The sequence below is a fragment of the Amycolatopsis tucumanensis genome (genome assembly GCF_021654135.1).
Classification (GTDB): domain Bacteria; phylum Actinomycetota; class Actinomycetes; order Mycobacteriales; family Pseudonocardiaceae; genus Amycolatopsis_E; species Amycolatopsis_E tucumanensis.
On sequence record NZ_JAKGSD010000013.1, the window covers coordinates 115,838 to 141,049 of the forward strand.

The 25,212-nt window shown below is 70.5% G+C and carries 25 protein-coding genes; 11 read left to right on the plus strand and 14 right to left on the minus strand.

Annotated features, from left to right (window positions below; all coding sequences use genetic code 11):
• Positions 1–6: 6 nt before the first annotated feature.
• Positions 7–546 carry a YbhB/YbcL family Raf kinase inhibitor-like protein gene (locus L2C96_RS15980; protein WP_237336738.1) on the minus strand — a complete coding sequence of 180 codons (540 nt, stop codon included), beginning with the start codon at positions 544–546 and terminating at the stop codon, positions 7–9.
• A gap of 134 nt (positions 547–680) precedes the next feature.
• Between L2C96_RS15980 and L2C96_RS15985 the strand changes: the two genes are divergently transcribed.
• Both L2C96_RS15985 and L2C96_RS15990 read left to right on the plus strand, forming a co-directional pair.
• Positions 681–1,316, plus strand: a complete 636-nt coding sequence (locus L2C96_RS15985; protein ID WP_237336780.1) for a GntR family transcriptional regulator — start codon at positions 681–683, stop codon at positions 1,314–1,316.
• A 164-nt stretch (positions 1,317–1,480) separates the two neighbouring features.
• Positions 1,481–2,755: a DUF6923 family protein gene (locus L2C96_RS15990; protein WP_237336739.1), complete on the plus strand. Its 1,275-nt coding sequence runs from the start codon at positions 1,481–1,483 to the stop codon at positions 2,753–2,755.
• Positions 2,756–2,818: 63 nt separating this feature from the next.
• Here the strand turns inward: L2C96_RS15990 and L2C96_RS15995 are convergent, their stop codons facing one another.
• The 3 genes from L2C96_RS15995 to L2C96_RS16005 all read right to left on the minus strand — a co-directional run bounded on the left by L2C96_RS15995 (position 2,819) and on the right by L2C96_RS16005 (position 5,410).
• A complete protein-coding gene (locus L2C96_RS15995; protein ID WP_237336740.1) occupies positions 2,819–3,193 on the minus strand; it encodes an Imm1 family immunity protein in 375 nt (124 codons plus the stop codon).
• Between the two features lie 490 nt (positions 3,194–3,683).
• The gene (locus L2C96_RS16000) at positions 3,684–4,601 is read right to left on the minus strand and encodes an NADP-dependent oxidoreductase (protein ID WP_237336741.1); all 918 of its coding nucleotides are present in this window, start codon (positions 4,599–4,601) and stop codon (positions 3,684–3,686) included.
• Positions 4,598–5,410 carry an SDR family NAD(P)-dependent oxidoreductase gene (locus L2C96_RS16005; protein ID WP_237336742.1) on the minus strand — a complete coding sequence of 271 codons (813 nt, stop codon included), beginning with the start codon at positions 5,408–5,410 and terminating at the stop codon, positions 4,598–4,600. The genes L2C96_RS16000 and L2C96_RS16005 overlap by 4 nt, the downstream gene beginning before the upstream one ends.
• A 113-nt stretch (positions 5,411–5,523) precedes the next feature.
• On the opposite strand from L2C96_RS16005, the gene L2C96_RS16010 reads away from it, so the two are divergent.
• On the plus strand, positions 5,524–6,129 hold the full coding sequence (locus tag L2C96_RS16010; RefSeq protein WP_237336743.1) for a TetR/AcrR family transcriptional regulator: 606 nt from the start codon (positions 5,524–5,526) through the stop codon (positions 6,127–6,129).
• Positions 6,130–6,217: 88 nt separating this feature from the next.
• Here the strand turns inward: L2C96_RS16010 and L2C96_RS16015 are convergent, their stop codons facing one another.
• From L2C96_RS16015 to L2C96_RS16040, 6 genes are all read right to left on the minus strand, one after another.
• Positions 6,218–6,547, minus strand: coding sequence for a metal-sensitive transcriptional regulator (locus tag L2C96_RS16015; RefSeq protein WP_237336744.1), 330 nt, complete (start codon positions 6,545–6,547; stop codon positions 6,218–6,220).
• Between the two features lie 36 nt (positions 6,548–6,583).
• On the minus strand, positions 6,584–6,847 hold the full coding sequence (locus L2C96_RS16020; protein ID WP_237336745.1) for an SHOCT domain-containing protein: 264 nt from the start codon (positions 6,845–6,847) through the stop codon (positions 6,584–6,586).
• Between the two features lie 328 nt (positions 6,848–7,175).
• Positions 7,176–9,536: a heavy metal translocating P-type ATPase gene (locus tag L2C96_RS16025; RefSeq protein ID WP_237336746.1), complete on the minus strand. Its 2,361-nt coding sequence runs from the start codon at positions 9,534–9,536 to the stop codon at positions 7,176–7,178.
• 71 nt (positions 9,537–9,607) lie between these two features.
• A complete protein-coding gene (locus L2C96_RS16030; protein ID WP_237336747.1) occupies positions 9,608–11,083 on the minus strand; it encodes an aldehyde dehydrogenase in 1,476 nt (491 codons plus the stop codon).
• 138 nt (positions 11,084–11,221) lie between these two features.
• Positions 11,222–12,847, minus strand: coding sequence for a flavin-containing monooxygenase (locus L2C96_RS16035; RefSeq protein WP_237336748.1), 1,626 nt, complete (start codon positions 12,845–12,847; stop codon positions 11,222–11,224).
• A 32-nt stretch (positions 12,848–12,879) separates the two neighbouring features.
• Positions 12,880–13,809, minus strand: coding sequence for an alpha/beta hydrolase (locus tag L2C96_RS16040; protein ID WP_237336749.1), 930 nt, complete (start codon positions 13,807–13,809; stop codon positions 12,880–12,882).
• 192 nt (positions 13,810–14,001) lie between these two features.
• Between L2C96_RS16040 and L2C96_RS16045 the strand changes: the two genes are divergently transcribed.
• The gene (locus L2C96_RS16045) at positions 14,002–15,762 is read left to right on the plus strand and encodes a sigma-54-dependent Fis family transcriptional regulator (RefSeq protein WP_237336750.1); all 1,761 of its coding nucleotides are present in this window, start codon (positions 14,002–14,004) and stop codon (positions 15,760–15,762) included.
• 52 nt (positions 15,763–15,814) lie between these two features.
• Here the strand turns inward: L2C96_RS16045 and L2C96_RS16050 are convergent, their stop codons facing one another.
• Positions 15,815–17,197 (minus strand): NAD-dependent succinate-semialdehyde dehydrogenase, encoded by a 1,383-nt coding sequence (locus L2C96_RS16050; RefSeq protein ID WP_237336751.1) that lies wholly within the window; start codon positions 17,195–17,197, stop codon positions 15,815–15,817.
• Positions 17,198–17,343: 146 nt separating this feature from the next.
• On the opposite strand from L2C96_RS16050, the gene L2C96_RS16055 reads away from it, so the two are divergent.
• Both L2C96_RS16055 and L2C96_RS16060 read left to right on the plus strand, forming a co-directional pair.
• The gene (locus tag L2C96_RS16055) at positions 17,344–18,423 is read left to right on the plus strand and encodes an alcohol dehydrogenase (RefSeq protein ID WP_237336752.1); all 1,080 of its coding nucleotides are present in this window, start codon (positions 17,344–17,346) and stop codon (positions 18,421–18,423) included.
• 67 nt (positions 18,424–18,490) lie between these two features.
• Entirely contained in the window at positions 18,491–18,850 is a 360-nt protein-coding gene (locus L2C96_RS16060) for an MmcQ/YjbR family DNA-binding protein (protein ID WP_237336753.1), read from the plus strand.
• Here the strand turns inward: L2C96_RS16060 and L2C96_RS16065 are convergent.
• Together L2C96_RS16065 and L2C96_RS45325 are read right to left on the minus strand one after the other, a co-directional pair.
• Positions 18,817–19,086, minus strand: coding sequence for an AMP-binding enzyme (locus L2C96_RS16065; protein ID WP_372491223.1), 270 nt, complete (start codon positions 19,084–19,086; stop codon positions 18,817–18,819). The genes L2C96_RS16060 and L2C96_RS16065 overlap by 34 nt on opposite strands.
• Positions 18,993–19,283 carry a hypothetical protein gene (locus L2C96_RS45325; RefSeq protein ID WP_372491225.1) on the minus strand — a complete coding sequence of 97 codons (291 nt, stop codon included), beginning with the start codon at positions 19,281–19,283 and terminating at the stop codon, positions 18,993–18,995. Before L2C96_RS45325 ends, L2C96_RS16065 begins: the two co-directional genes overlap by 94 nt.
• 1,212 nt (positions 19,284–20,495) lie before the next feature.
• Between L2C96_RS45325 and L2C96_RS16070 the strand changes: the two genes are divergently transcribed.
• The gene (locus L2C96_RS16070) at positions 20,496–20,888 is read left to right on the plus strand and encodes a hypothetical protein (protein WP_237336754.1); all 393 of its coding nucleotides are present in this window, start codon (positions 20,496–20,498) and stop codon (positions 20,886–20,888) included.
• 57 nt (positions 20,889–20,945) lie between these two features.
• Here L2C96_RS16070 and L2C96_RS16075 read toward each other — a convergent pair whose 3' ends face one another.
• Positions 20,946–21,500, minus strand: coding sequence for a hypothetical protein (locus L2C96_RS16075; protein ID WP_237336755.1), 555 nt, complete (start codon positions 21,498–21,500; stop codon positions 20,946–20,948).
• 549 nt (positions 21,501–22,049) lie between these two features.
• Between L2C96_RS16075 and L2C96_RS16080 the strand changes: the two genes are divergently transcribed.
• The 4 genes from L2C96_RS16080 (at position 22,050) to L2C96_RS16095 (ending at position 25,167) form a co-directional block, all read left to right on the plus strand.
• Positions 22,050–22,787 carry an IclR family transcriptional regulator gene (locus L2C96_RS16080; RefSeq protein WP_123686314.1) on the plus strand — a complete coding sequence of 246 codons (738 nt, stop codon included), beginning with the start codon at positions 22,050–22,052 and terminating at the stop codon, positions 22,785–22,787.
• A gap of 98 nt (positions 22,788–22,885) precedes the next feature.
• Positions 22,886–23,866, plus strand: a complete 981-nt coding sequence (locus tag L2C96_RS16085) for a thiamine pyrophosphate-dependent dehydrogenase E1 component subunit alpha (RefSeq protein WP_027929086.1) — start codon at positions 22,886–22,888, stop codon at positions 23,864–23,866.
• Between the two features lie 24 nt (positions 23,867–23,890).
• Positions 23,891–24,937: an alpha-ketoacid dehydrogenase subunit beta gene (locus L2C96_RS16090; protein WP_237336756.1), complete on the plus strand. Its 1,047-nt coding sequence runs from the start codon at positions 23,891–23,893 to the stop codon at positions 24,935–24,937.
• On the plus strand, positions 24,934–25,167 hold the full coding sequence (locus tag L2C96_RS16095; RefSeq protein ID WP_027929084.1) for a biotin/lipoyl-containing protein: 234 nt from the start codon (positions 24,934–24,936) through the stop codon (positions 25,165–25,167). The genes L2C96_RS16090 and L2C96_RS16095 overlap by 4 nt, the downstream gene beginning before the upstream one ends.
• The last annotated feature ends 45 nt before the right edge of the window (positions 25,168–25,212 follow it).

Here is a 25,212-nt window from a genome sequence, read left to right on the forward strand (position 1 = left end):
TGCCCGTCAAGCGGGGATTTCGGCGGTGGCGATCAGGACCGCGCGGCCGAGGGTGTGCCCGGACATGGTGAATCCGAGGACGGCCGGGGTGGCGTCGGCCGCGACGCCCACGGACTCGACATCGAGGGCGTGCACCACGACAAAGTAGCGGTGCGGCCCGTGCCCGGCGGGCGGCGCGGCGCCGATGAAGCGGGCCAGGCCGGCGTCGTTGCGCAGCTGGAAGGCACCCGCGGGCAGACCCGAACCGGAGTCGTCGCCGGCGCCCTCGGGCAGCTCGCTGACCGCGGCGGGAATGTCGGCGACCGCCCAGTGCCAGAAGCCCGAACCGGTGGGCGCGTCGGGGTCGTAGACGGTGACGGCGTAGCTCTTGGTGCCCTCCGGGGCCCCACTCCAGGTCAACTGCGGGGACACGTCCTTCCCGTCCGGCACTCCGAAGAGGCCGGAGTACTGCTCGCGCGACCAGGGAGCACCGTCGGCGACGGTCGTGCTGGTGAGCGTGAAGGAGGCCGCCTCCGGGAGGCGGGCGAACGGGTCGTTGGCGCTCATCGCGTCATTCCTCTCAGACCGTGCTGGCGGCGTACTTCGCCGCGCGAGATCGACGATAGCACGAATAATCGATTATCAACCAGATCGTCTATGCTTCCGGCATGGCACCCACATCCCGGGCACCGGGGAAGCAGATGCTCTCCGAGCAGGTCTACGCCCACCTTCGGGACGCGATCATGCGCGGCGAGCACGGCCCCGGGGCCGCCCTCAAACCACAGGAACTCGCCCAGCAGCAGGGCGTGAGCCTGGCGGTCGTGCGGGAAGCGCTCGTGCAGCTGGTCGGCGACGGGCTCGCCGACCGCCTGCCCAACCGCGGCTTCGCCGTCGTCGCGTTCTCGGACCGCCGCTGGCAGCAGATCGCGGAGGCCCGCCAGATCGTCGAGCCGTCCGTGCTGCGCATGTCCATCGAACGCGGGGACGTCGACTGGGAGGCCCGCGTGCGAGCCGCCCACCACCGCCTGGCCCGCACCCCGGTGTGGGCGCCGGAGGAGGGCGAGTACTACAGCAGCGAGTGGTCGGAGGCTCACCGGGTCTTCCACCGCACGCTGCTGGAAGGTTGCGGCAACGCCGTCCTGCTGGAGACGTTCGACCGGATGTGGACGGCGAGCGAACTGGCCCGGCGCTGGGCGACGCAGCGCAACCCCGACCGGGACGGCTCCGACGAACACCGCCGGCTCGAGGAGGCGGCGCTGGCCCGCGACGCCGACACCGCGGCCGAGCTACTGGCCCGGCACGTCGCCATGACCGCGGCCGCGCTCAACGACGGATAGGAGCCCGCGCGGGGAACGTGATGAACCCTTGCCTCGGGCGGCAGAGCCGCGACAACCGCCAAGGACACCCCGGCGGGCCTCCCCTCCGCGGGGGAACGCGACATGTTCGCGCCAGGACGTCCTGTCCTTCCGGATGACCGTTCCGCACACCGGAAGGAAAATCAGTGGTCGTTCAACAGTTGAAGCGCGCGGGGATGCTGACCCTGGCCGCGTCCGCGATGGCGGGCGGGTTGGTGTTCACCGGCGCGGGCACGGCGTCGGCCGCGCCGTTCGTCTGCACCGGCCAGGTTTTCCTGGCGCAGGCGGTGAACAACAACACGCAGGGGCAGCTCTACGGCGGCACTTTCGGCGAGGGCAACATCACCTTCAGCCCGATCGGTGCTCCGGCGATCGACAACTACAACGCGATCGGTTACAACACGGTCGACAACTACCTCTACGGCATCCGGGGCACCAACGGCGGGCTGTGGCGGATCAACTCCGACGGCACCGCGACCGGGTTCGGCCCGCCGGCCGGGCTGCCCGCGCCCGGCACGGTCGTCAACGGGGTGACGATCACCGGCTACAACGTCGGTACGTTCGACGACCAGGGCAACTTCTACGTGGCGATGGGGACCGCGCCGTACATCTGGGTCGTCAACCCCGTGACGAACAGCGTGGTCAAGCGCATCGACCTCAACGGCAGCACCTCCTACGCCGACTTCGTGTTCGCCGACGGCTACCTGTGGGGTGTCGCGACCAACGGCACCGTGACGCGGGTCAACCCGAACACCGGCGCGGTCGAGAACTTCAACGCCGGCCTGCCCGCCGGGACCTTCGGCGGCGTGTTCGCCTACGGCAACGGCGACCTCGGCATGTACGAGAACAACGGCACGCTCTACCGGCTGCAGGTGACCAACCCCGCCTCGGCGAACCCGGCCTTCCAGATCATCTCCACACAGACGGGCCCGGCGTCCGGCGGCAACGACGCGGCCTCGTGCGTCGCGCAGCCGACGGACCTGGGGCTCGTCAAGGACGGTCCGGCGCAGGTGAACAACGGTGAGACCGTCACCTACACGCTCACGGTACTGAACAACGGCCCGGGCACGTCGAGCGGTTACACCGTGACGGATTCGATTCCGGCGGGCCTGACGAACGTGACGACGAGTTCGCCCGGCTGCGCGGTGGCCAACATGGTGTTGACCTGCACCGGCGGCTCGCTCGGTGTGGGTGACAGCACGACGATCACGGTGTCCGGCACTGCCGACGGCAGTGTGCAGACCCTGTTCAACACCGCGAAGGTGCGGGGCAACGAGGAGGATCCGAACCCGGGCAACGACAACTCGAACACGGTGACGACCGTGGTGGTGCCGATGTTCGCGGCGCCGCTGGCGGCGGGAGCGCTGGCGCTCGCCGGTGGCGGTTTCGCGCTGCGCCGCCGCCGGAACAGCAGCCGCTGACCTCGGTCCTGGGGCTGCCGCCTCCTGCCTTCCAGGGGGCGGCAGCCCCTTTTCCACCAGGTGTCATGCACCCACGTCACGCCAGGGCACAGCACCTGGCAGCCGCCGGGTCCGAACGAATTCACGAACAGCTTCGGTGATCCGCTCGAGAGGAAGCCCGCTCCCAGCGGGAAACCCCGTCTCCGACGGCGCGGAGGGCGATTCCGGATCCCCATCGGTGACGAGATATCCAGCCGCGCCGGAGTACAGCAGATACCCCCAGCCCTCGTGCACGTGCACGTCCAGAACCGCGTCATCGGTCTGAATGCTGCCCGTGTCCGCCCACGGCTGCGCCAGCAGTTCGACCAGGCGTGTCACGTCCTCATCACTGGTGACGTCGACGGTCTCACCACCCGGCACACCATCGCGAAACGTGGGCACAGCCGCCATGAGCGTCATTCGGATCCCTCGTCCTTCCCGGTGTAGGTAGCTACCGTGCCGTCCGCCTGCACCACGCGCAACCGCGCTCCCGGAGGGAGGAAACGCGCAAGGTACTTGTCACAGGTGAACGGCTGCGCCTGGTCGAATGGTCGCGCACCCACTCACCGCGCGCCTCACCCCGACGTGCGTTGCCCGGCCGACACGCTGCCTCGCCCGCTCGACCCACACACCGAGTTCGGTTCTCCTCCGATGTGGCTGTGCGGCTGGCGCGCCGGAGGACCGGGCACGTCCTCGCCGACACCGAGAGTGCGGACCGCGTAGCGCCTGCTCGGCTTGTTGCAGCGAGTGGCTGCGCAAACGCCGAGGTTGCCACCTCTGCCCTGCGCTGGCTCGGTGACCAGTTCATGCGCTTGGGCAAGCGCCGCCCGCGCCGGTGATTCCCGCAGAACTGCCGGGTTACCGGGCCCGTTCTCGCCAATCGGCTCGTGGAGGCAGCGTGCCCGAACGGTTACAGCGTCACCACGATCTTCCCGTGCACGTGGCCGCCCGCCTGCAGCGCGACAGCCTCCCGGATCCGGTCGAGCGGGAACGACTCCGCGATGGGCACGGTGACCGCTCCGGCGGCGACCAAGTCGGCAATGCGCTCCAGTGCGGCCGGGTCCGCGGCGAAGGCGCCCGTCGCGTGCACGCCCGGGAGCTGACGGTCCGCGGCGATGGTCGAGATTCGCGCCGGGGGCACGCCGAGCGCGAGGGCCGTCTCGGCGGTCTCCGTGCCGTGCAGGTCGGTCGCGGCGGTGATGCCGTCCGGGGCGAGCGCGCGTACCCGGTCCGCGAGGCCGGCGCCGTAAGTCACCGGCACGGCGCCGAGACGCTCCAGGAAGTCGAACGTTCCCGGGGACCCGGTACCGATCACGGTCGCCCCGGCGAGCTGCACCGCCAGGACGCCCACACCGCCCGCGGCGCCGCCGACCAGGACAGTGTCCGACGGGCCGACCCGAATCGCGTCCAGGGCAGCAGCCGCGGTGAGTCCGGGGGTGGGCAACGCCGCCGCTGTGGCGTCGTCGATGCCGTCGGGGGTGTGCCGCAACAGGTTCGGCGGCGCCAGCGGCACGCGCAGCACGACATGGTCGGCGACCGCACCGACGAGCACCCCGCCGTACACGCGGTCGCCCGGGGCGAACTCGGTGACGCCCTGCCCGACCTCGTCCACGACGCCGGCGAGGTCGCAGCCGAAGCCGGACGGCCCGGTGATGCCGAACATGGCCGCGTGGCGGGCGGAACCGGCGATCTGCCAGTCCATCGGGTTCAGCCCGGCCGCGCGGACGGCGACGCGGATCTCGCCGGGACCTGCGTGCGGTTCGGGAACTTCGCGCACCTGAAGCACTTCCGGCCCGCCGAACGCGTCGCGGAGGACGGCCCGGCTCATGCCGCGGTCCCCGGTCCGGTGAGGGCCTGCTCGATGATCCGCCCGTACAGCCGGACCGACGCCGACCGCGGGAGCAGGTACTTCCCCGCCAGATCGGCGAGGTTGTTCATCAAGCCGGGGATCACGTGCGCCTTTCGGCCGAGCTGCCGCAGTGCTGTGCGCGCGACCACGGCGGGGTCCATCTTGCGCCCGCCGAGCTTGCCGAAGTCGATGCCGACGGCGTTGTCCAGACCCTCGGTGCGCGTCGGGCCCGGCGAGACGACGAGGACGTCGACGTCGTGCTTCTTCCACTCGTGGTTCAGCGCCTGCCCGAGCGACAGCACATACGCCTTCACTGCGGCGTAGTTGGCCTGGAAGGGCACCGGGCTGGCCGCGAGGCTCGACGCCACCAGGATCAGGGCGCCGCGACGGCGGCCGACGAACTCCCGCCCGAACCGGTGCGCCAGCCGCAGCGGCAGCGCCCCGTCCAGGGCCAGGACGTCCAGCTCGTCGGACAGCTCGTTGCCCACGAACGGGCCGGCGTGGAAGATGCCGGCGTTCGCGACGACGATCCCGATGTCCAGGCCGCTGACCTGTCGCGACAGCTCGTCGACGGCGCCGTCTTCAAGGAGGTCGAGCGCGACGACCAAGCTGTCGACGCCGTAGGCGCCGGAGAGCTCCGCGGCCAGCGCCTCGAGGCGGTCCTTCCGGCGCGCGACCAGGACGGGGGTCACGCCCGCGGCGGCCAGCTGCCGCGCGAACTGCTCGCCGATGCCGGAGGACGCTCCGGTGACGACCGCATAGGCGCCGTAGGTGCGCAGGTCTTTCATGGTGGTTCCTGTCTGTGCCGGGGAACGCCCCGATTTCCGTGCAAGCGTTCCAGAAGTCGTCCGCGACTCTATGACTTCTTGAACGTGCAGTCAAGAAGTCATAGAGTGGGGACATGGCAAGGACAGGGCGGCCCAGAGCGTTCGACCCGGCGAAAGCGCTGGCCACGGCGCAAAGCATCTTCTGGGCGTCCGGCTACGGCGGAACCTCGATCCAGGCGCTCGTCGACGGCGTCGGACTCGAACGCGGGAGCCTCTATGCCGCGTTCGGCGACAAACGCCGGCTGTACTTCGAGACGGTGAAGCTGTACTGGGCCGAGTACGAGAAGACCCTCCGGTCAGCACTCACGCAGGTCCCGCTGCTCCCCGCGTTGCGCGAGGTCCTGGTGATGCCCGCGCAACTCGGAACCGTGGCCTCCGACCCGCAGGCCCCGCACGGCTGCATGATGGGCAACACCATCGCCGAACTCGTCCCCCACGACGCCGAAGCCACCGCCCTCGTCACCGACGCGTTCGCCCGGTTCGCCGACTTGCTGATCGAACCGCTCCGGCAAGCCCAGCAACGCGGGGAAGTCAGCACCGCCTCCCCACCCGAAGCGCAAGCGCAACTCCTGCTCGTCCTCGCCCAGGGCACCTCGCTCCTGGCGCGCACGGGAACCGACCCCGCGACCGCCACCGCCGCGATCGACGCCGCCTTCGCGGGACTCCACGCGGACGACTGAACAGGCGCGGCCTGCGCAGCACGGTGTGCGCCGGTCAGGCCCGCCGCGGGGTGGTGCGGCCGATCCCGGGTGCCGGCGACGCGGGTCTTCAGGTCACCGCCCGGCCGGCCGCGACCCGCTGGGCGCGCGCCGCTTCGCTGAGCAGGCCGGCGAAATAGGCGGCCTGTTCCGCCGCGTCGGCCGCGGCCACCTCACCGGCCGCCACACTGGAAAACGTGCTGCGCAGATGACACGACAGGATCTGCTGAGCGACCGCGCGCAGGGCTCCCTGCACCGCGGCGAGCTGGATGAGCACGTCGCCGCAGGGCCGCTCCTCGGCGAGCATGCGTTCGACGCCCAGCACCTGCCCGGCTGCCCGCTTCAGACGCCGCCGCAGCGCGTCCTGTCCCCCGATGCCGACGGTGGAGGTATCGCTCATGACGTCGCTCCCGTTCACCGGCTCGTCCTGCCGGGATCAGCGGTCCGCCCCGGAGTTGTGCAGCCGCAGGGTCTCCACGTCACGCCGGTAGGTCTGCTCGTCGATCTCGCCGCGGGCGAACCGCTCGGCCAGCAGTTCCTCCGGGGACGGGCGGGCGCGGCCACCGAAACCGTTCCCGTGTTGCAGGACGCGGAACAAGGCGATGCCCCCGATGATCACCAGTCCCCAGAACAGCACGTTGCCGACGGTCATGAGCGCGACGCCCCAGCCGCTCATCCCGTTTCCGTACCAGTACATCATCGTCGGCTCCCGCCCTTCCTCGATCCGGGGAACCGGGCCGTCAGTTCCGGCCGGCCGGGCCGCCCCGGCTCATGCCGGCCACCATCGCCGCGCCGGCGACCCCGGTCAGCATGAGCACAATGGCGATCACCAGCAGCGGTGCGCACATCAGCAGCATCATCCCGCCGTGCCCGCGGCGCCGGTGCGATGTGCCCCCGCCTCCGGTGGCGTCTCGCGATCGGTGCTCATGGTCGTCCCCTTCCGCGCGGTACCGCCAGCGTGCGCCCGGGCCCCTGCGGGTGCGATGGGCCAAGGTCGCGTGCCGGGGGGCAGAAGGTCCCCGCCGCGGTCACGTCGTGACGCTGTCGCTGCGGGCGGGAACGGGGCGCTCGGCCTCCGGCGGCCCGGGCAGCCGGAGCCCGTTGAGCGCCAGCGCGTTGACGGCGACGATCAGGCTCGAGCCGGACATCGACAGGGCGGCGATCTCCGGGCGCAGCACGAGGGCGAAGGCCGGTTCGAACACACCGGCGGCGATGGGCAGCGCGATGGCGTTGTACCCGACGGCCCAGCCGAGGTTCTGCCGCATCTTGCGCAGCGTGCCACGGCCGATGCGCAGGGCGGCCGGCACGTCGAGCGGGTCGGAGCGCATCAGCACCACGTCCGCGGTTTCGATCGCGACGTCGGTGCCGGCGCCGATCGCGATGCCCAGATCCGCCTGTGCCAGGGCCGGTGCGTCGTTGACCCCGTCGCCGACCATCGCCACCCGGCGCCCCCCGGCCTGCAGTTCGGCGACCTTCGCGGCCTTGTCGCCGGGCAGGACCTCGGCGATGACGGTGTCGATGCCCAGCCGGGCGGCGATGCGGTCGGCGGTGGCCTGGTTGTCGCCGGTCAGCATGACCACCTCCACGCCCAGGTCGTGCAGGTCGGAGACGGCGGCGGCCGACGTTTCGCGCGGGGCGTCGGCGATGGCGATCACCCCGGCGGCGACGCCGTCGACCGCGGCCACGATCGCGGTGCGCCCGCCGGCGGCGAGCCGGTCGCGCCGGGCGGCCAGCGGCCCGAGGGCGACGCCTTCCCGCTCCAGCAGTCGCCGGTTGCCGACGACCACGCGATGCCCGTCGACCTGGGCGATCGCGCCGTGCCCTGGCACGTTCTCGAACCGCTCGGCGTCCACCCGCGCGACGCCGGCGCGGTCGGCGTGGCGGACGATCGCCTGGGCCAGCGGGTGTTCGGATTCGCGTTCCACTGCCGCGACCAGCCGCAACAGCGCGTGCTCGTCGTCGGCGACCACCTCGGTGACCTCGGGTTCGCCCTTGGTGAGGGTGCCGGTCTTGTCCATCACCACGACCTCGACGCGTGCCGAGGTCTCCAGCGCCATCGCGTTCTTGACCAGCACCCCACGCCGGGCGCCGAGCCCGGTGCCGACCATGATCGCGGTCGGGGTGGCCAGGCCCAGCGCGTCGGGGCAGGTGACGACCACGACGGTGATGGCGAACAGGATCGCCGCGGAGAACGCCGCACCGGCCAGCAGCCACGCCGCGAGCGTGGCCGCGCCGCCGACCAGCGCGACCAGCACCAGCCAGAACGCCGCCCGGTCGGCCAGCCGCTGCCCAGGGGCCTTGGAGTTCTGGGCCTCCTGCACCAGCTTGACGATCTGCGCGAGCGCGGTGTCGGAACCGACCTTGGTCGCCCGCACCCGCAGCACCCCGTTGGTGTTGATCGTCGCCCCGATCACCGGCGAGCCGGGCGCCTTGTGCACCGGCAGGCTCTCGCCGGTGACCATGGACTCGTCGACCTCGCTCTCGCCGTCCGCCACCACACCGTCGACGGCGATCTTCGCGCCAGGCCGGACCAGCAGCAGGTCACCGGCCACGATCTCAGCCGTGGCGACCTCGACCTCCGCACCGTCGCGGACGACCACCGCGTGGGGTGGGGCGAGGTCGAGCAGGGTGCGGATGGCGTCGTTGGCGCCGCCGCGGGCCCGCATCTCGAACCAGTGCCCCAGCAGCACGAACGCCGCCAGCACCGTGGCGGCCTCGTAGAACACCTCGCCCCCGCCGGACAGCGTCACCGCCACCGAGTACAGCCATCCCGCGCCCACCGCGACCGCGACCAGCACCATCATGTCCAGGCTGCGGGCCCGCAGCGCCCGCACCGCGCCGTCGAAGAAGATCCAGCACGAGTAGAAGATCACCGGCAGGCTCAGCAGCAGCGACCACACGTCCGGCCGCCACCCGAACGGCACCGGCAGGTGCAGCCCGAACACCTCGGTGCCGATCGGCGACCACAGCAGGATCGGCACCGAGAACACCAGCGCCACCAGGAACCGGTTGCGCATGTCCGCCACCATCGCGGCCATCGACATCCCGGCGTGATCGCCGTGCTCCATCGCCTCGGGCGAGCGCGGTACACGCCCGGCGTGGCCGGGCTCCTCGAGCGGATCGCACACGTGGTTGGGCACCGACTGCCCCGCGCAGTGGTAGCCGCACTCCTGCACCCACCGCCGCAAGCCGGCCACCGAGGCGCGCGACGGGTCGAACGTCACGGTCGCCGTCTGCGCCACCGGGTTCGCCGCGACGTCGAGGACACCGGGCTGACGGCGCAGCCGGGCGTCGACCACGTTGCCCTCCGACGCGCGCAACAAACCGCTGACGTCCAGCACGACGTTCTCCGGCCGGACGCCGGTCACCGCGTGGTCACCGTGATCCACCGACGCCTCCCTCACGGCGGGGCCGCCGCGCCGCCACCGGCCACAATCGCTGTCCCGCCGGCGGCGTGGGCTCAGCCGAGCGTGAACGGGTCGCGCGTGCCGCCGCTCAGCTCGACCCACACCGACTTCGTCTGGGTGTAGGCCTCGATCGCGTCCACACCGTTCTCCCGGCCGATGCCGGACTGGCCGTAACCGCCGAAGGGGACACTGGGCGCCACGACCCGGTAGGCGTTGATCCACACCGTGCCGGCCCGGACCCTGGCCGCGACGCGGTGCGCCCGGTGCACGTCCTTGGTCCACACCGCGCCCGCGAGGCCGAACGCGGTGTCGTTGGCCAGTTCGACCGCCTCGTCCTCGTCGTGGAAGGTCAGGGTGGACAGCACCGGGCCGAAGACCTCCTCGCGCACGACCGTGGACTCCGGACCGACCCCGGTCAGCACGGTCGGTTTGACGAACAACCCGCCGAGCCCCGCGTCGGCGGCGCCGCCGTAGGCGATGGTCGCGCCTTCCTCCTGCGCGGTCTTCAGGTAGTGCATGACCTTGGCGTATTGAGGTGCGTTGGCGACCGGGCCCATCTCCGTGCCGGGGTCCATCGGGTCGCCGAGTGCGATCGTCGCGGCGCGGTCGGCCACCAGCCGCACCAGTTCGTCGTGCACCGACTCGTGCACGACGAGACGCGAGCCGGCCATGCAGGTCTGCCCCGTCGCGGCGAACACCCCGGCGACCACACCGTTGGCCGCGGCAGCCAGGTCGGCGTCGGCGAAGACGATCTGCGGCGACTTCCCGCCCAGTTCCAGCGTCACCGGGTTGAGGTTGTCCGCCGCGGCGTGCGCGACGCGGCGCCCGGTGGCGGTGGAGCCGGTGAACGCGACCTTGTCGACGCCGGGGTGGCCGGCCAGCGCGGCACCCACCTGCGGGTCCTGGCTGGTGACGACGTTGACCACGCCGGGCGGGAACCCGGCCTGGTCGAACAGCTCCGCGAACGCGACGGTGGAGGCGGGGGCGTGTTCGGACGGTTTGACGACCACCGTGCAGCCGGCGGCGAGCGCGGGCGCGAGTTTCCAGGTGAGCAGCAGCAGGGGCGAGTTCCACGGCGTGATCGCGGCGACCACCCCGATGGGCTCCTTACGGGTGTAGACGAGGTAGTCCGGGTTGGGCGCGGGGATCTGCCGTCCCTCGACCTTGTCGGCCAGGCCCGCGTAGTAGTGGAACCAGGAACTCAGCCCGGCCATCTGGCCGATCATCTCCCGGTACAGCTTGCCGGAGTCGCTGACCTCCAGCCGGGCCAGGCGTTCGGCGTTGCCGGCGATCACCTCCGCGGCCCGACGCATCAGCCGGGCCCTGGCGAACCCGGTCGTGGCGCCCCACTCCCCCGTCAACGCCGACCGGGCGGCCGCGACCGCCGCGTCCACGTCCACCGGCGCGGCGTCGGCCAGCTCGGCCCACGCCTGGCCGGTGTAGGGGTTCACCGACCGGAACGTCGCCCCGGACGTCGCGTCGACCGGCTTGCCACCGATCACCAGCTTGAAACGCTCCAGCTCCGCCATCGGTCCGTCCTCGTCGACGAGTGCGTGACGTTGTCGTTCCACGGTAGGCGCGGCACAGCCCACGGGCCACCCTGAACCAACCCAGCAGGACAGCGGGGGTGCCGGTCCCGGCCGGCACCCCCACCGGGTGAGGGCTGCTCAGACGGCCGCCGTCGCGTCCTCCCGAGTCAGCTCGAAGCCGGTGTATCCGGCGTCGGCGACCTCACGCAGCTTCGCCCGGTAGGCGCCGAGCCCCGCGAGGTAGAACATCACGGCGTTGCGCTTGCCGGGGATGTTCGCCCCGAAGATCCACGAATCGGCCTTCGGGAACAGGGTCATGTCCGCGATCTCCGCACACGTGGCCGTCCACGCCTCCTCCGCGGCCGCGGTCGGCTCGACCGTCCGCACCCCGGTTCGCTCGGCGTGGCGGATCAGCTCGCCGATCCAGTCGACCTGGGTTTCGATGCTCGGCGGCAGGTTGGTGAACGGCCCGTTCGGCCCCAGGATCATGAACATGTTCGGGAAACCGGCGGTGGACACGCCGAGGTAGCTGGTCGGCCCGCCGGTCCAGTGCTCGCTGATGTGCCGCCCACCGCGGCCGCGCAGGTCCATCGCCCGGTAGTTGCCGTCGACCGCATCGAACCCGGTCGCGAACACCAGGATGTCGAGTGGGTGCTCGGTCCCGTCGGCGGTGCGCACACCGGCCGGGGTGATCTCGCGGATCGGGTTCTCCTTGATCGAAACCAGTTCGACGTTGTCCCGGTTGTAGGTCTCGTAGTAGCCCTCGTTGCACAGCGGGCGCTTGGCGTAGAGGTCGGTCGGGGTGAGCTTGCGCGCGGTCTCCGGGTCGTCGACGATCTCGGCGATCTTGGCTCGGATGAACGCCGCGGCGGCCGCGTTCGCTTCCGGGTTCGTGGCGATGTCGCAGAACGTGCCGAACATGAACCGGAAGCCGTTGCCCTTGTCCCAGGCTTCCTGGAACACCTTGCGACGTTCCTCTTCGGACACGCTCATCGCCTCGACGCCGCTCTCCTCGAACCCGAACGCGACGACGGAGTTGCGGACCTGGTCCCAGATGGCGTCGAAGTTCTCCTTGGTGCGGTCCACTTCGGTCTGGTCCACCGGACCGTTGCCGGACGGCACACAATACTGCGGGGAACGCTGGAAGACGGTGAGGTGGCTCGCCGTCTTCGCGGCCGCGATGATGAACTGGGTGCCGGTCGACCCGGTGCCGATCACCCCGACGCGCTTGCCGGTGATGTCCAGGTCGTCCGGCCAGGCGTTGGTGTGCACCAGGCGGCCGGCGAAGCTGTCCCGGCCCGGGATGTCGGGGATGTTGCTCCTGGCCAGCAGGCCGAGCGCGTTGACCAGGTAGCGCGCCGTGGTGGTCTCCCCGGTGGCGGTGGTGACCGTCCACAGGTCGCTCTCCTCGTCGAAGACCGCGCCGGTCACCTCGGTGTTCAGCCGGATGTCGCGGCCGAGGTCGAAACGCTCGACGACGTGCTCGATGTAGGCGAGCACGTCCGCCTGCTCCAGGTAGCGGGTCGTCCAGTTCCACTCCCGCAGCAGATCCTTGTCGAAGGAGTAGCGGTAGACGAAGCCCTCGGTGTCGGACTTGGCGCCCGGGTACCGGTTGAAGTACCAGGTGCCGCCGACGCCGCCGCCCTTCTCGAAGGCCGTGACGGACAGGCCGAGTTCGTTGCGCAGCTTGTGCAGCATGTAGATGCCGCCGAATCCGGCGCCGATGACGATCGCGTCGACGTCCGGGGTACGGGTGGTGCTCATGGTCGCTCCTTGGAGTCGGGGACGGGCGCGGCTCAGCCGCGGTACCACTTCGCGATGGCGGCGATCTCCGCGTCGGCCTCGGGCGCGTTGCCGGCCAGGAACGGGAAGACGTGCTGCATGCCCTCGCCGATCGACAGGGTGACGTCGACGCCCGCCGCCTCGGCCTTCGCCGCGACCCGGGTGGCGTTGTCGAGCAGGGATTCGGCCGAGCCGGCGTTGACGTAGAGCCGGGGGAAGCCGGTGAAGTCGGCGTACAGCGGGTTCGCCAGCGGCGTGCGCGGATCGATCTTGCCGTCCGCGAGCACGCCGGCGATCATGCCGTCGAGCAGCGGCACGCTGATCAGGGCGTCGGTCGCGTCGTTGGTCACCAGCGTCTCGCCGGAGTTCTCCATGTCCAGCCACGGTGAGAACGCGATCACCCGCCCCGGCGGGGGCAGGCCCCGCTCCCGCAGCGCCAGCGGGATGGCGATGGCGAGGTTCCCGCCAGCCGAGTCGCCGATCGTGGTGATGTCCTGCGGGCGGATGCCCCGCTCGGTCAGTGCGGTGAACGCCGCGACACCGTCCTCGACCTGGGCGGGGTGGGGGTGCTCGGGCGCCCGCCGGTAGTCGAGGACGAAGGCGGTGACGCCGGCGGCCTTGGCCACGTGCGCGGCCAGCTTGCGGTGGCTGGACGCCGAGCCGACGGCGAAGCCGCCACCGTGGGTGTACAGCATCACCTGGGAGCGGTCCGCGCCGGCCGGCAGCGCCCAGATCCCGGGCACGCCGCCGACGGTGTCCTCGCGGTAGGTGACGTCCTCGGGCTCCCGCGTGGGCTGGTGCCACTCGTCGAAGATGCTGCGGAACAAGCGCGTGGTCAGGCCCGGCGTGGTGGCGATGATGCCCGCCCAGTCCGCGTAGAGCGCGCGCAGGGCGTCCGCTCCCGCCGAGGTGCCCGGCGGGCGGGTCGATGGCGCCGTTGTCATCTGGTTCCTCCTCCAACTCGTCAGGGGCCGTGCGGCGGCCGCTGTGGGGTGGGACTCACTGTGGCGAGCGGGCGGCGCCGCCGGTTGTTCCGTTTCGGAACGATCACGGGTGTTCCAGAACGGAACACCGCACGCGGTCGCGGCGGCGGCTACGGTGTGTCCGGACAGCTCGGGACGGACTACGAGGCAACGATGCGTCGAGACGACATCCCCCACTTGCCGGACCTGTCGCGGGACCAGCGGGAACGGATCCGCCGCACCCGGGAGGCGCTCGTCCGCGGCGGGCTGCTGGCCGCGCCGCCGGGTCGCAGCGGCGTGCCGCGGCACATCGAGCAGAGCTGGCGGCGGTGTGTGGGCGAGGCGGTGCCGGTCACGCCCGACCACGTCGACTACCGCGAACCGGAGGACAACCGGACGACGCTGAGCCGCGCCGCCGAGCCGGTGCTGGAACGACTGAAGGACAGCCTTGCCGACGTGCCGGTGGCCATGGTGCTGTCCGACGCCACCGGCCGGATCGTGGTGCGCCACGCCGCGGTGCGCCGTCAGCGCGAGGTGATGGACCGGGCACGGGCCGCCGAAGGGTTCGACTACTCGGAACGATCGATCGGCACGAACGGCATCGGCACGGTGCTCGTCGAACGCCGCCCCGTGCTGGTTCGCGGCCCCGAGCACTACAACGCCCTGCTCGAGGACCTCACCTGCGCCGGCACCCCGATCATCGAGCCCGGCACCGGCCGCGTCATCGGCTCGTTCTCACTGGCCTGCTCGACGCGCGACGTCCACCCGCTGATGGCGGTGATGGCCGGGGACATCGGACGCCAGATCGAGGCGCGGCTCCTGGACGAGGCCGGGGACCGGCGCCGCCGGCTCGTGCACGCCTACCTGTCCCTGGACCGGGCGAACACCGCCACACTCGTCGTCGACGAGGACACCGTGCTCGCCAACCGCCTCGGGCTCAGCCACACCGGGCCGGAGTTGCACCCGTTGCTGTGGCGGTACCTGAGCGAACACGGCCCGGACCGGACCCGGCGCATGCGGGTGCCACTCGCCGACGGCCCGCACGACGCCCTGGTCGAACCGATCCGGGACGCCGGCAAAGTCGCCTACAGCGTGAAAGTGTTGTCCCGGCACCCGAGCCCGCCGGCAGGCGGCGGCACCACCGGCGCGGTCACCCCGCCCGTGGTCGGTGACCTGCTGCACTTCGACGACCAGGTCAACCGGCAACTCGAGACCGCCGTCCGGCACCGCGAACTGATCGCGCTGACGGGGCCGAGCGGCACCGGGAAGCTCCGCACCGCACTGCGCGTGCTGGGCCGGCAAGGCGCCCCTGACCCGCTCGTCGTCGAACCCCACCTGGAGCCCGGCTGGTTCGGGGACGCCGCGGCGGCTGTCGCGGACGGACGCGGCCTGGTGATCCGCAGGATCCACCACGACCCCGTCCCGTCGGTGGCGCAGGTGCGGGCCCTCGCCGCACCGGGGGTCCCGCTCGCGTTCACCGCGGACCTCGACGCCGCCGGCGACCTGGCGGTCGGCCTGGTGCGGCAGGTCGCCACCACCGTGCGGCTGCCGGCCCTCGCGCACAGCCTCGAACACCTGCCCGCGCTGGTCCGGACCGTGCTCGCCGAACTGCCGGAACCGGAGTCGACGACCACGTTCGCCGCGCCGGCGTGGGACCGGCTGATGTCCTGGCACTGGCCGGGCAACCTCGCCGAACTCCGCAACACCGTGGCCTTGCTCGCCCGCCGCGCCTGCGGGAGCACCGTCGACGTCGACGACCTGCCCGACGAGCTGCGCACACCCCGGCGCTCGCTCAGCCTGCTGGAGTCCGCCGAGCGCACGGCGGTGGTCGAAGCGCTGCACGCCGCGGGCGGCAACCGCAGCCGCGCGGCCCAGGCGCTCGGCATCGGCCGCAACACCCTCTACCGCAAGATGCGGGAGTTCGGGATCACCTGAGCGGACCACCCGGCCGGCAGCCCGTCGACGAGCTGCCGGCCGGAGGCCGGACTCACGAGCGGACGCGCGGGATCCGGACCAGCTTCTTGTTGGCGAACTCGCTGATGCCCAGCTCGGACAGCTCCCGCCCGACGCCCGACCGCTTCACGCCGCCGAACGGCAGATCCGGTGAGCTCTTGCTCGTGCCGTTGATCCACACCATGCCGCATTCCAGGTCCCGGGCCAGCGCGCGGGCCCGCTGGACGTCGGCGGTGTAGATCGAGGCCGCCAGCCCGTACGGCGACTCGTTCGCCAGCGCGACCGCCTCCTCCGCCGATCCGGCCTGGTGCACCACGGCGACCGGACCGAACAGCTCCTCGGAGTAGGCCCGCATCCCGGGCGTCACGTCCGTGAGCACCGTGGGCTCGTACCAGGCGCCGGGACCGTCACCGCGGCGGCCGCCGGTGCGCAACGTCGCCCCCTTCGCCAGCGCGTCCGCCACCTGCTCTTCGAGGTCGTCCACCACCTGGTGCGAGGACAGGGGCCCCAGCCGGGTCGCCGGGTCGGCGGGCTCCCCCGGCCGCCACTGCCGCATCCTGGCGACGAACTTGTCCAGGAACGCGGCGTAGACGTCCGCCAGCACGATGAACCGTTTGGACGCGGTGCACGCCTGGCCGCCGTTGAACAGGCGGCCGCCGACCGCGTCGTCGACCGTGCTGTCCAGGCTTTCGCCGTCGAGCACGATGAACGGGTCGGAACCGCCGAGTTCGAGCACGTACTTCTTCAGGTGGCGGCCGGTGATCTCAGCGACCGCGGAACCGGCACGTTCGGAGCCGGTCAGGGACACGCCCTGCACTCGTGGGTCGCCGATGAGGTGCGCGATCTGCCCGCTGTCGGCGAACAGATTGACGAAGGCCCCATCCGGCGCGCCGGCCTCGGCGATGAGGGCCTCGACCGCCAAGGCGGCCTGCGGGCAGTTCCGCGCGTGCTTGAGCAGGATCGTGTTGCCGAGCACCAGGTTCGGCGCGGCGAACCGCGCCACCTGGTAGTAGGGGAAATTCCACGGCATGATCCCCACCAGCACACCGATCGGCTCGGTGCGCACGACCGCTTCGCCGCCGCCCGCGACGTCCAGCTGCCGATCCGCCAGGAACCGCGCGCCGTGCTCGGCGTAGTACTCGTAGATGGACGCGACCAGCGCGACCTCACCCTTCGCCTGGGTGATCGGCTTCCCCACCTCCAGGGTCAGGATCGCGGCGAGTTCGTCCGCCCGCTCCCGGTGCAGCTGCGCGATGCGCCGCAGCAGGGCCGCGCGCTGCCCGGTTGGCACCTCGCGCCACGACCGGTAGGCGGCGTGCGCCCGGGCCAGGGCGTGCTCCACCTCCTGGTCGGAGGCCGCCGGGAACTCCTTGACGAGCTCGCCGGTCGCCGGGTTGATGGTGCGGTAACCGCTCATGGTCTCCTCGTTTCGGTGCGCCGGGTCATGGCGAGCATGCGGCAGGACGGACACCACCGAGGTGTTCCGAATCGGGACACCTCCCGGCCGTGGCCGCGCTGGTACCAAAGATCCACCGGCCAGTTCCCGATATGAGGTGGAAGAACATGCACGCGTTCGCGGTCACCGGAGAAGGCTCCGACGTCACCGACGTGGAAGTGCCGACTCCGGAGCCAGGCGGCCACGAGGTTCTCCTCAGGGTCGAACGGTCCGGCGTCTGCCACACCGACACGCACCTGCGTCAGGGCTTCTACGACCTCGGCGGTCGCGGCAGCCTCCGGCTGGCGGACCGCGGCATGACGTATCCGCTGGTGATGGGGCACGAGGTGGTCGGCACAGTGGTGCGCATCGGCGACCAGGTGACCGGGCACCGCCCGGGCGACATGCGCCTGGTGTACCCGTGGATCGGGTGCGGCGAGTGCACCGAGTGCGGGCACGGACGGGACAACCACTGCGCGGCAGGCCGGAACCTCGGTATCGCCCGGCATGGCGGCTACGCCGAGTACATCCTGGTGCCCGACGAGAAGTACCTGGTCGGGATCGAGGGGCTCGATCCGGGCTGGGCTGCCACGCTGGCGTGTTCCGGCCTGACGGCCTTCAGCGCCGTCCACAAAGTACTCCCGCTGCCCCCGGACGAGCCGGTGGTCGTGATCGGCGCGGGCGGCGTCGGGCTCACCGCTATCGCGACCCTGAAAGCCCTGGGCCACGCGGCCATCTGCGCAGTCGACCTGTCGGCGGCGAACCTGGCGGTCGCGGCGGACATGGGCGCCACCGCCACCGTGGTGGCCACTCACGGCGCCACGAGCAAGGACATCCTCAGGGCGTGCGGTGGCCCCGTGGCGGCGGCGATCGACTTCGTCAACAACGGGGCCACCGCCACCGCGGCCTTCGACGCCCTCCGCAAGAACGGGCAGCTCGTCCAGGTAGGACTGTTCGGCGGCGAGCTGACCGTGCCCACCGCGCTGATGGCCCTGAAGATGATCACGATTCGCGGCAGTTTCGTCGGCACCCCGGCCGAGCTGTCCGCGCTCGTGGACCTGGCCCGGCGCGGCGCGCTGCCGCACATCCCCGTCATCGACGCTCCCCTCACGGCCGACTCCGTGCGCGAGGCCCTGGACAGGCTGGCGAACGGCGGCGTGGGCGGCCGGATCGTGCTCCGCGCGGCGGGTTTGCCGCGTGGATCCTGAAGCGCGCTCCACCCGAGGCCACCGGTGGTCGGCTACGATGGTCGGTTTCCGGCTGGGGAGGTGCGTCATGGCGGTGCTCGACGACGTTCGCGCGCTCGGCACGGAACTCGAGCGCTCGTATCCGGTCTACGTGCGCGGCAGGCTGAAGTTCCGGGTCGGGCAGATCGTCTACGTCGCGTTCTCCGCCGACGAGACGGTGATGGAGTTCGCGTTCCCGAAGGAGGAACGCGCCGCGCTCGTCGCGGGCGAGCCGGAGAAGTTCCGGCCCCCCGCGCAGTCGGACATGCGGTTCAACTGGGTCCACGCCGTGCTCGCCGCGCTGGAACCGGCCGAGGCCCGCGAGTTCGTCGTGGACGCGTGGCGCATGGTGGTGCCGCAGAAGGTCTCCCGCGCCTACGACCTCGCCCATCCCGGCGGTCCGGGCTGAGTCCCCGAAGGCACCTCTTGCATTGCCGGCCTGCGCCGCAGGACCGCTCGCAGGATCTTGCCGGACGCGGATTTCGGGATGCTGCCGAGGAATTCCACGCGCCGCACCTTCTTGTGCGGTGACACCCGCGCCGCGACGTAGCTCATGACCTCCGCGGCGTCCAGCCGGGCGCCGGGGCGGCGGACCACGAACGCCTTCGGGATCTCCTCCCCCTCCTCGTCCGGCACGGCGACCACCGCGGCACCTGGTAGCCCTTGTACTTGATCAGCTCCTTCACCCGGTCGACGATGGTGAACACGCCGTCCGCGGTCACGGTCGCGATGTCGCCGGTGTGCAACCAGCCGTCGGCGTCGAGGGTGGCCGCCGTCGCCGCCGGGTTGCGCGGGCGCTGGGAGCCTTGCTTATCGAGCTGGGCGAACTGGTGCAGCGCCACGCCGGCCTCGGAAACCCTGCCGCCGACGCTGGTGACGATCTCCCGCCGCCGTGCCCCCAGTGGCTGCCCTCATCACGCTCGCAGTCGGTCTCCCCGTGAGCTACCTCGTGCTACTGGCCCGACAGGCAGCCCGATGGCTCGCCGTCCGCCGGGCGTTCGGCCGGCGTCTGCGTCAGCTCCGGCGGGCGCGGCGGTGGTCAACGCGCGAGGTTGCCAGCAGGCTGTGTTGGTCTTGGCTTGATCTGGTGTTGATCGAGCACGGACTCACCGAACCTGACCTGGTGCGCCTCGCCGCCGTCCTCGACGTTGACCTCCGCGAACTCATGCGCGGCCTCCGCGCCTCACGATCTCCTGAGGAGTAGCCCAATGACTTCGACCGCCCTGCCGTTGCACGTCACCACCGACCACACCCTGCGCGCGAAGCTCCGACACCTGCGGGATGACCTGCACGTTTTGCCGCAACGAGGGCACGCCGGGCATCTTCGAAGCTGGCGTCCGGTAGCACGGGCGCGGGCAGGAACCGGGCCCCGTTGGTGACGGTGTAGATGGCCACGCGCCCCGTCCGGCCTGCTCCCACAAAGTCGCCGGCCACCCGCCCGAGGTTGTCGGGCGACCACTCTGACCGCACTCCGCGAGGCGCTCGACCGGTGTGCCGAAGCGGGGCTCGATCGAGGTCTGAGGCTGACTCAGCCGTCGAGGTCGTTCGGATTGCCAGCCTGCTCGGATACACCGAAGACCGGTTGATGAGCGAGAACACCATCAAGGCGTATGCGCGGTGTGGGATCGAGCTCGCTGGGCTCGACGACCTTCGCTTTTAGCTCGGTGAGACCAATAGCTCGCTGTAGCGATTACAGGACGGACCTTGCCGCCACAGTCGGATACCGAAAGAATCCTACCGGACGCGGAAGGTGCCCGTATCGCTGGCTGCCGCTGAGAATCCCGAGGTGTTGCATCGTGTACGCCCCTCAGACCTGTACGCCGATCCGGTGTTTGCGTCGAACACGCTGACCTAGTCTTCCCAACGATGCTAGCGTCGGAACAATGGACAACCAGTTTTTCCCAGGGCGTGGGCGTACCGAGAGCGTAGGTGCGGCGCCTACAGGAAGGCCGGGAGAATGGAGTGGGCCACCACGTGGCGCAACCGCTCTTCGGGTTCGTCCGGTAAACCTCATCGTGGGACAGTCAGATCGAGCGGTCGTGAGGCTGACATCGGTGTCGGAGTACGATCAGGGCGTTGCACTTGAGTTCGAAGTCGTCACAAGAACCGGGGGCGATACTTCGCCCGGTGAACTGCTTCGGTCAGCAATGTCGGAGGAATCAACGAATACAGGTGTTCCTGACGGCGTCTTACGCTTCGGTGTAGATCTGGGCGAGGGACGTATCGCTACCACGCTGGATTACCCGTTAGTTCCTTCGGTCCCGCCAGAACAGCCTTACCTAGGAACAGTCGGTGGACCAGGATTCAAAATCGACGGCGACGAAATGCGGTCGCAGCAATTGCTCTGGCTCTGGCCTGCTCCAGGTTCGGTAAAATTAGATGTCGTCGTCGAGTGGCCAGTCTTCGATATTCCTGTGACCCGGACCTCTTTGGAAGTCGACAACTAACACCTTGACTGTTGGGCGACCAGCGGTTTCTTGCGGAAGACCCGTGGCCGCCTTGAACTACCAAGCCGCCACATGCGTCTGCCCGGTTTCGGAAACCACTGCCGTGGGGCGGGCTGAGTTGGTTGACCAGACGTCGTACTGCGTGAAGTCGTCCTCGATCGCGACGTTACCGTCGTCCTGGACACTCAAGTGGCAGCCGTCGGTACCGCACCACACCGATGTGTTGCCGGCCCAGACTGCTTGACCGGCGTTGGTGTAGACGACGAGGTTGCCGTCACGTTGAAACGTCACGTACTCACCTGCGGCGCTCTGCCCTGCGGTCCACACGTGGTTACCGTCAACCCATACTTCGAAAAGGCCGCGTAGAAGCTGGAGCACCGTTCGTCCGTCCGGCGACGCTACCGACTGATTGCTATTCATCCGCCAGCCACCGTTGAGGACGGTCGACGCAAGAATGGTGGCGTCACCAGCAGGAGCAACGGTGGCAGGAGTCGAGTCAGCCGACGCGGGGACGGTCGTGCCGACAAGCGAAGCAGCGAGTCCTCCGAGAAAGACTGCTCCTGCGACAACCGCGCTCCACCATCTCATGCCGTCGCGCTTTCCGTGAGACATATCAATTCCTCGTGGCGTGAGATGATTATTTCGCTTGCCGCATGGAGCTCACGTGCCAAAGGCGACATGGCTGACTAATACGAATCGGCGCGCACGATAACGCAGCCAGGCTGTCGTTTATGTTTCCCCAGTCCCCGAGTAGCCTCACCCCAGCGGCAATGACAAGAACTTTTGTACAACTCGTCAGCGGCGTCAATACTCCACGAGGCTGACGTGTCTGAGGTGAGTTTCGGATACTGCGTGGCGAGGCGTTCCGGCAGGCCAACACCTATCTTGAGTATTAACCTTCGGGTGGCGCTTGCCTACCCCCGTTGATCATGAACTCAGCCCTTTGGTCGATCATCCCTTCTTGCGACAGTTGGAAGATCGGTCAAGGGCCGCGGTGATGTCGGTGTCGACGCAGTGTTGTGCACTGATGGGCCGGTGCGCTCGATCGCGGAGTTGTCCCTGGCAGGCGAGCATCACCGTGTCGGGCCTGGTGCCTTGCCGGTGACCGGCGGCACCGGGCATCCTGGGTGCGCGGCAACGGGGCGGCGGAGGTGAGGCGGGATGGCTGCTGGACCGACACTGATCGGCTCCGTACAGCGGGCACTGCACCTGCTCGACGCGGTCGGCGCGAGCGAACGGCCGGTCACGGCCAAGGCGCTGGCCCGCGGTGTCGGCCTCCCCCTGCCGACGACCTACCACCTGCTGCGCACCCTGCTGCACGAGGGTTATCTCCGCAAACTCGATGACGGCTACGTGCTCGGCGAGCAGGTCGGCGCGCTGCGCAAGCACAACTCGCTGCACGCGTTGCTGCCCAAGATCCGGCCGGTGCTGCGCGCGCTGCGGGACGAGGTCCGTGGCGCGGCCTACCTGTCGCTGTACTCCGGCGGCGAGATCAAGCTGATCGACATCGTCGACGCTCCCGAGCTGCCCGCGGTGGACCTGTGGGTGGGTGTGCAGGAGGCGGCGCACGCCACCGCGTTCGGCAAGTGCATCCTGTCGTGCCTGGACCCCGAGGCGCGGCGCGACCACCTCTCGCGGTACCGGCTCGCCGACCTCACCCCGCACACCATCACCGACACGCGAGTGCTGGAGCAGCGGCTGGCCGAGGGCGGCGGGGTCTTCAACGACCGCGAGGAGTACCTGCTGGGCACGGCCTGCCTGGCCACCCCGGTGCGCGCGCCCGGGGTGGTCGGTGCGGTGGCGATCTCGCTGCCGGCGCGCCGGCTGCCGGCGGTGGAGCCGGTGTCCCTGGAGCGGGCGTCGCGGCGGGTGTCCCGCGCCTTCGCGCTGCTGTCCTGATCTGCGGAAACCGGCGTTTATCACCATCTGAAATCCGCACCGTTGTCCGCGGCCCGCGCCCGCCGCGACAGTGACTCCCACACCGATTGGGAGGTCACATGGAACCGGAGGACAGGCTGGGCCTGTACCGCATGATGGTCCTGATCCGCACCTACGAGGAGACGATCCTCCGCGAGTACCACGCGGACAAGAAACCCGTGTTCGACATCGGCGCCGGGCTCATCCCGGGCGAGATGCACCTCTCCGCCGGGCAGGAACCGGTCGCCGCCGGGGTGTGCGCGCACCTGAGCGCCGACGACGCCGTCACCGCCACCCACCGGCCCCACCACTTCGCCATCGCGCACGGGGTGGACCTGGAGAAGATGACGGCCGAGATCTTCGGCCGGGTGGACGGTCTCGGCCGGGGCCGTGGCGGGCACATGCACCTGTTCGACCCCGCGACGCACTTCTCGTGCTCGGGCATCATCGCCGAGGGTTATCCGCCCGCGGTGGGGCAGGCGCTGGCGTTCCAGCGGCGCGGCACCGACCGGGTCGCGGTCGCCGTCACCGGTGAGGGCGCGGCGAACCAGGGCGCGTTCCACGAAGCGCTCAACCTGGCGGCGCTGTGGAAGCTGCCGGTGGTGTTCGTGGTGGAGGACAACGACTGGGGCATCTCGGTCCCGCGCAGCGCTTCGACGTGCGTGACGTCGAACGCCGTGCGGGCCGCCGGCTACGGCATTCCCGGTCACCGGGTCGAGGACAACTCGGTGGAGGCGGTGCACGAAGTCGCGGGCGAAGCGGTGGCGAGGGCGCGCGCCGGCGACGGGCCGAGCCTGATCGAGGTGCACACGCTGCGGCTGTGGGGGCACTTCGAGGGCGACGCGCAGGGCTACCGGTCCGATCTGGAGGGTGTGCCGGGCCGCGATCCGCTGCCCACCTACGAGAAGGAGCTGCTCGCCGCGGGCATGCTGGACGACGCCGCGGTGTCGTCGATCGCCGCGCAGGCCCGTGACCGCGTCGAGGCTGCGGTCGCGTTCGCCAAGCGCAGCCCCGAGCCCGACCCGGACACCGCGCTGGACTTCGTGTTCGCGCAGGCCTGATCCCACCACCGACGAGGAGAAGCAATGACGCTCACGGATGCCTCGGCATCGTCCTCCGCACCCGCACACCGCAAGCTCAGCACCGCCAAGGCCATGGTCGAGGCCATCGCGCAGGAGATGGAGCGCGACGAGGACGTCTTCGTGCTCGGCGAGGACGTCGGCGCCTACGGCGGCATCTTCAGCTCCACCACCGGCCTGCTCGACAAGTTCGGGCCGCGGCGCGTGATGGACACGCCCATTTCGGAGACCGCGTTCATCGGCGCGGCCATCGGCGCCGCGGTGGAGGGCATGCGGCCGGTCGTGGAGCTGATGTTCGTCGACTTCTTCGGCGTGTGCATGGACCAGATCTACAACCACATGGCGAAGATCCACTTCGAGTCGGGCGGCAACGTCACCGTGCCGATGGTGCTGACCGCCGCGGTGGGCGGCGGGTATTCGGACGGCGCGCAGCACTCGCAGTGCCTGTGGGGCACCTTCGCGCACCTGCCCGGGATGAAGGTGGTCGCGCCCAGCAACCCGGCCGACGCCAAGGGCCTGATGACCGCCGCGATCCGTGACGACAACCCGGTGGTGTACCTGTTCCACAAGGGCGTGATGGGCCTGCCGTGGATGGCCAAGAACCGCCGGTCGATCGGGCCGGTGCCCGAGGGCGACCACGTGGTGCCGATCGGGAAGGCGAACGTCGTGCGGCCGGGCAGCGACGTCACGATCGTGACGCTGTCCTTGTCGGTGCACCACGCGCTGGACGTGGCCGAGGAGCTCGCGCCGCAGGGGATCGACTGCGAGGTCGTGGACCTGCGCAGCGTGGTGCCGCTGGACACCGACACGGTCCTGGAGTCGGTGGGCCGCACCGGCAGGCTGCTCGTCGTCGACGAGGACTACCTGTCGTTCGGGCTGTCCGGGGAGGTCATCGCCCGCGTCGCCGAGCGCGACCCGGGTCTGCTGCGCGCTCCGGCCGCCCGGGTGGCGGTGCCCGATGTCCCGATCCCGTACGCCCGCCCGCTGGAGTACGCCGTGCTGTCGACGCCGGACCGGATCCGCCGGGCTGTTCTCGGCCTGGTGAGCGCATGACCGATATCGCCTTCCCCCACATCTCCGACAACGAGCCCGACGCCGAGGGCGTGCTCGCGACGTGGTTCGCCGCCGACGGCGATCAGGTCGGCGAGGGCGACCTGATCGCGGAGGTCGCGGTCGACAAGGTGGACGTGGAGGTGCCCGCCCCGGCCGCGGGTGTGCTGCGACTGCTCGTCGAGGAGGGGGAGGTGGTCAAGCAGGGCGCGGTGATCGCGCGGATCGAGTAGGAGCCACGCTGCCGCCGGCCCCATGCCCCGGGGCCGGCGGCAGCC

Excerpts from the sequence above, each read along its gene's own strand:
- L2C96_RS16080 (WP_123686314.1), top strand. The coding sequence starts at position 22,050 with ATGGCTGCTGGACCGACACTGATCGGCTCCGTACAGCGGGCACTGCAC.
- L2C96_RS16045 (WP_237336750.1), top strand. The coding sequence starts at position 14,002 with ATGCGTCGAGACGACATCCCCCACTTGCCGGACCTGTCGCGGGACCAG.
- L2C96_RS15985 (WP_237336780.1), top strand. The coding sequence starts at position 681 with ATGCTCTCCGAGCAGGTCTACGCCCACCTTCGGGACGCGATCATGCGC.
- L2C96_RS16020 (WP_237336745.1), bottom strand. The coding sequence starts at position 6,847 with ATGATGTACTGGTACGGAAACGGGATGAGCGGCTGGGGCGTCGCGCTC.
- L2C96_RS16095 (WP_027929084.1), top strand. The coding sequence starts at position 24,934 with ATGACCGATATCGCCTTCCCCCACATCTCCGACAACGAGCCCGACGCC.
- L2C96_RS16085 (WP_027929086.1), top strand. The coding sequence starts at position 22,886 with ATGGAACCGGAGGACAGGCTGGGCCTGTACCGCATGATGGTCCTGATC.
- L2C96_RS15995 (WP_237336740.1), bottom strand. The coding sequence starts at position 3,193 with ATGACGCTCATGGCGGCTGTGCCCACGTTTCGCGATGGTGTGCCGGGT.
- L2C96_RS16000 (WP_237336741.1), bottom strand. The coding sequence starts at position 4,601 with ATGAGCCGGGCCGTCCTCCGCGACGCGTTCGGCGGGCCGGAAGTGCTT.
- L2C96_RS16050 (WP_237336751.1), bottom strand. The coding sequence starts at position 17,197 with ATGAGCGGTTACCGCACCATCAACCCGGCGACCGGCGAGCTCGTCAAG.
- L2C96_RS16060 (WP_237336753.1), top strand. The coding sequence starts at position 18,491 with ATGGCGGTGCTCGACGACGTTCGCGCGCTCGGCACGGAACTCGAGCGC.
- L2C96_RS16090 (WP_237336756.1), top strand. The coding sequence starts at position 23,891 with ATGACGCTCACGGATGCCTCGGCATCGTCCTCCGCACCCGCACACCGC.
- L2C96_RS16030 (WP_237336747.1), bottom strand. The coding sequence starts at position 11,083 with ATGGCGGAGCTGGAGCGTTTCAAGCTGGTGATCGGTGGCAAGCCGGTC.
- L2C96_RS16005 (WP_237336742.1), bottom strand. The coding sequence starts at position 5,410 with ATGAAAGACCTGCGCACCTACGGCGCCTATGCGGTCGTCACCGGAGCG.
- L2C96_RS16040 (WP_237336749.1), bottom strand. The coding sequence starts at position 13,809 with ATGACAACGGCGCCATCGACCCGCCCGCCGGGCACCTCGGCGGGAGCG.
- L2C96_RS16010 (WP_237336743.1), top strand. The coding sequence starts at position 5,524 with ATGGCAAGGACAGGGCGGCCCAGAGCGTTCGACCCGGCGAAAGCGCTG.
- L2C96_RS16055 (WP_237336752.1), top strand. The coding sequence starts at position 17,344 with ATGCACGCGTTCGCGGTCACCGGAGAAGGCTCCGACGTCACCGACGTG.
- L2C96_RS16035 (WP_237336748.1), bottom strand. The coding sequence starts at position 12,847 with ATGAGCACCACCCGTACCCCGGACGTCGACGCGATCGTCATCGGCGCC.
- L2C96_RS16075 (WP_237336755.1), bottom strand. The coding sequence starts at position 21,500 with ATGTCTCACGGAAAGCGCGACGGCATGAGATGGTGGAGCGCGGTTGTC.
- L2C96_RS15980 (WP_237336738.1), bottom strand. The coding sequence starts at position 546 with ATGAGCGCCAACGACCCGTTCGCCCGCCTCCCGGAGGCGGCCTCCTTC.
- L2C96_RS16015 (WP_237336744.1), bottom strand. The coding sequence starts at position 6,547 with ATGAGCGATACCTCCACCGTCGGCATCGGGGGACAGGACGCGCTGCGG.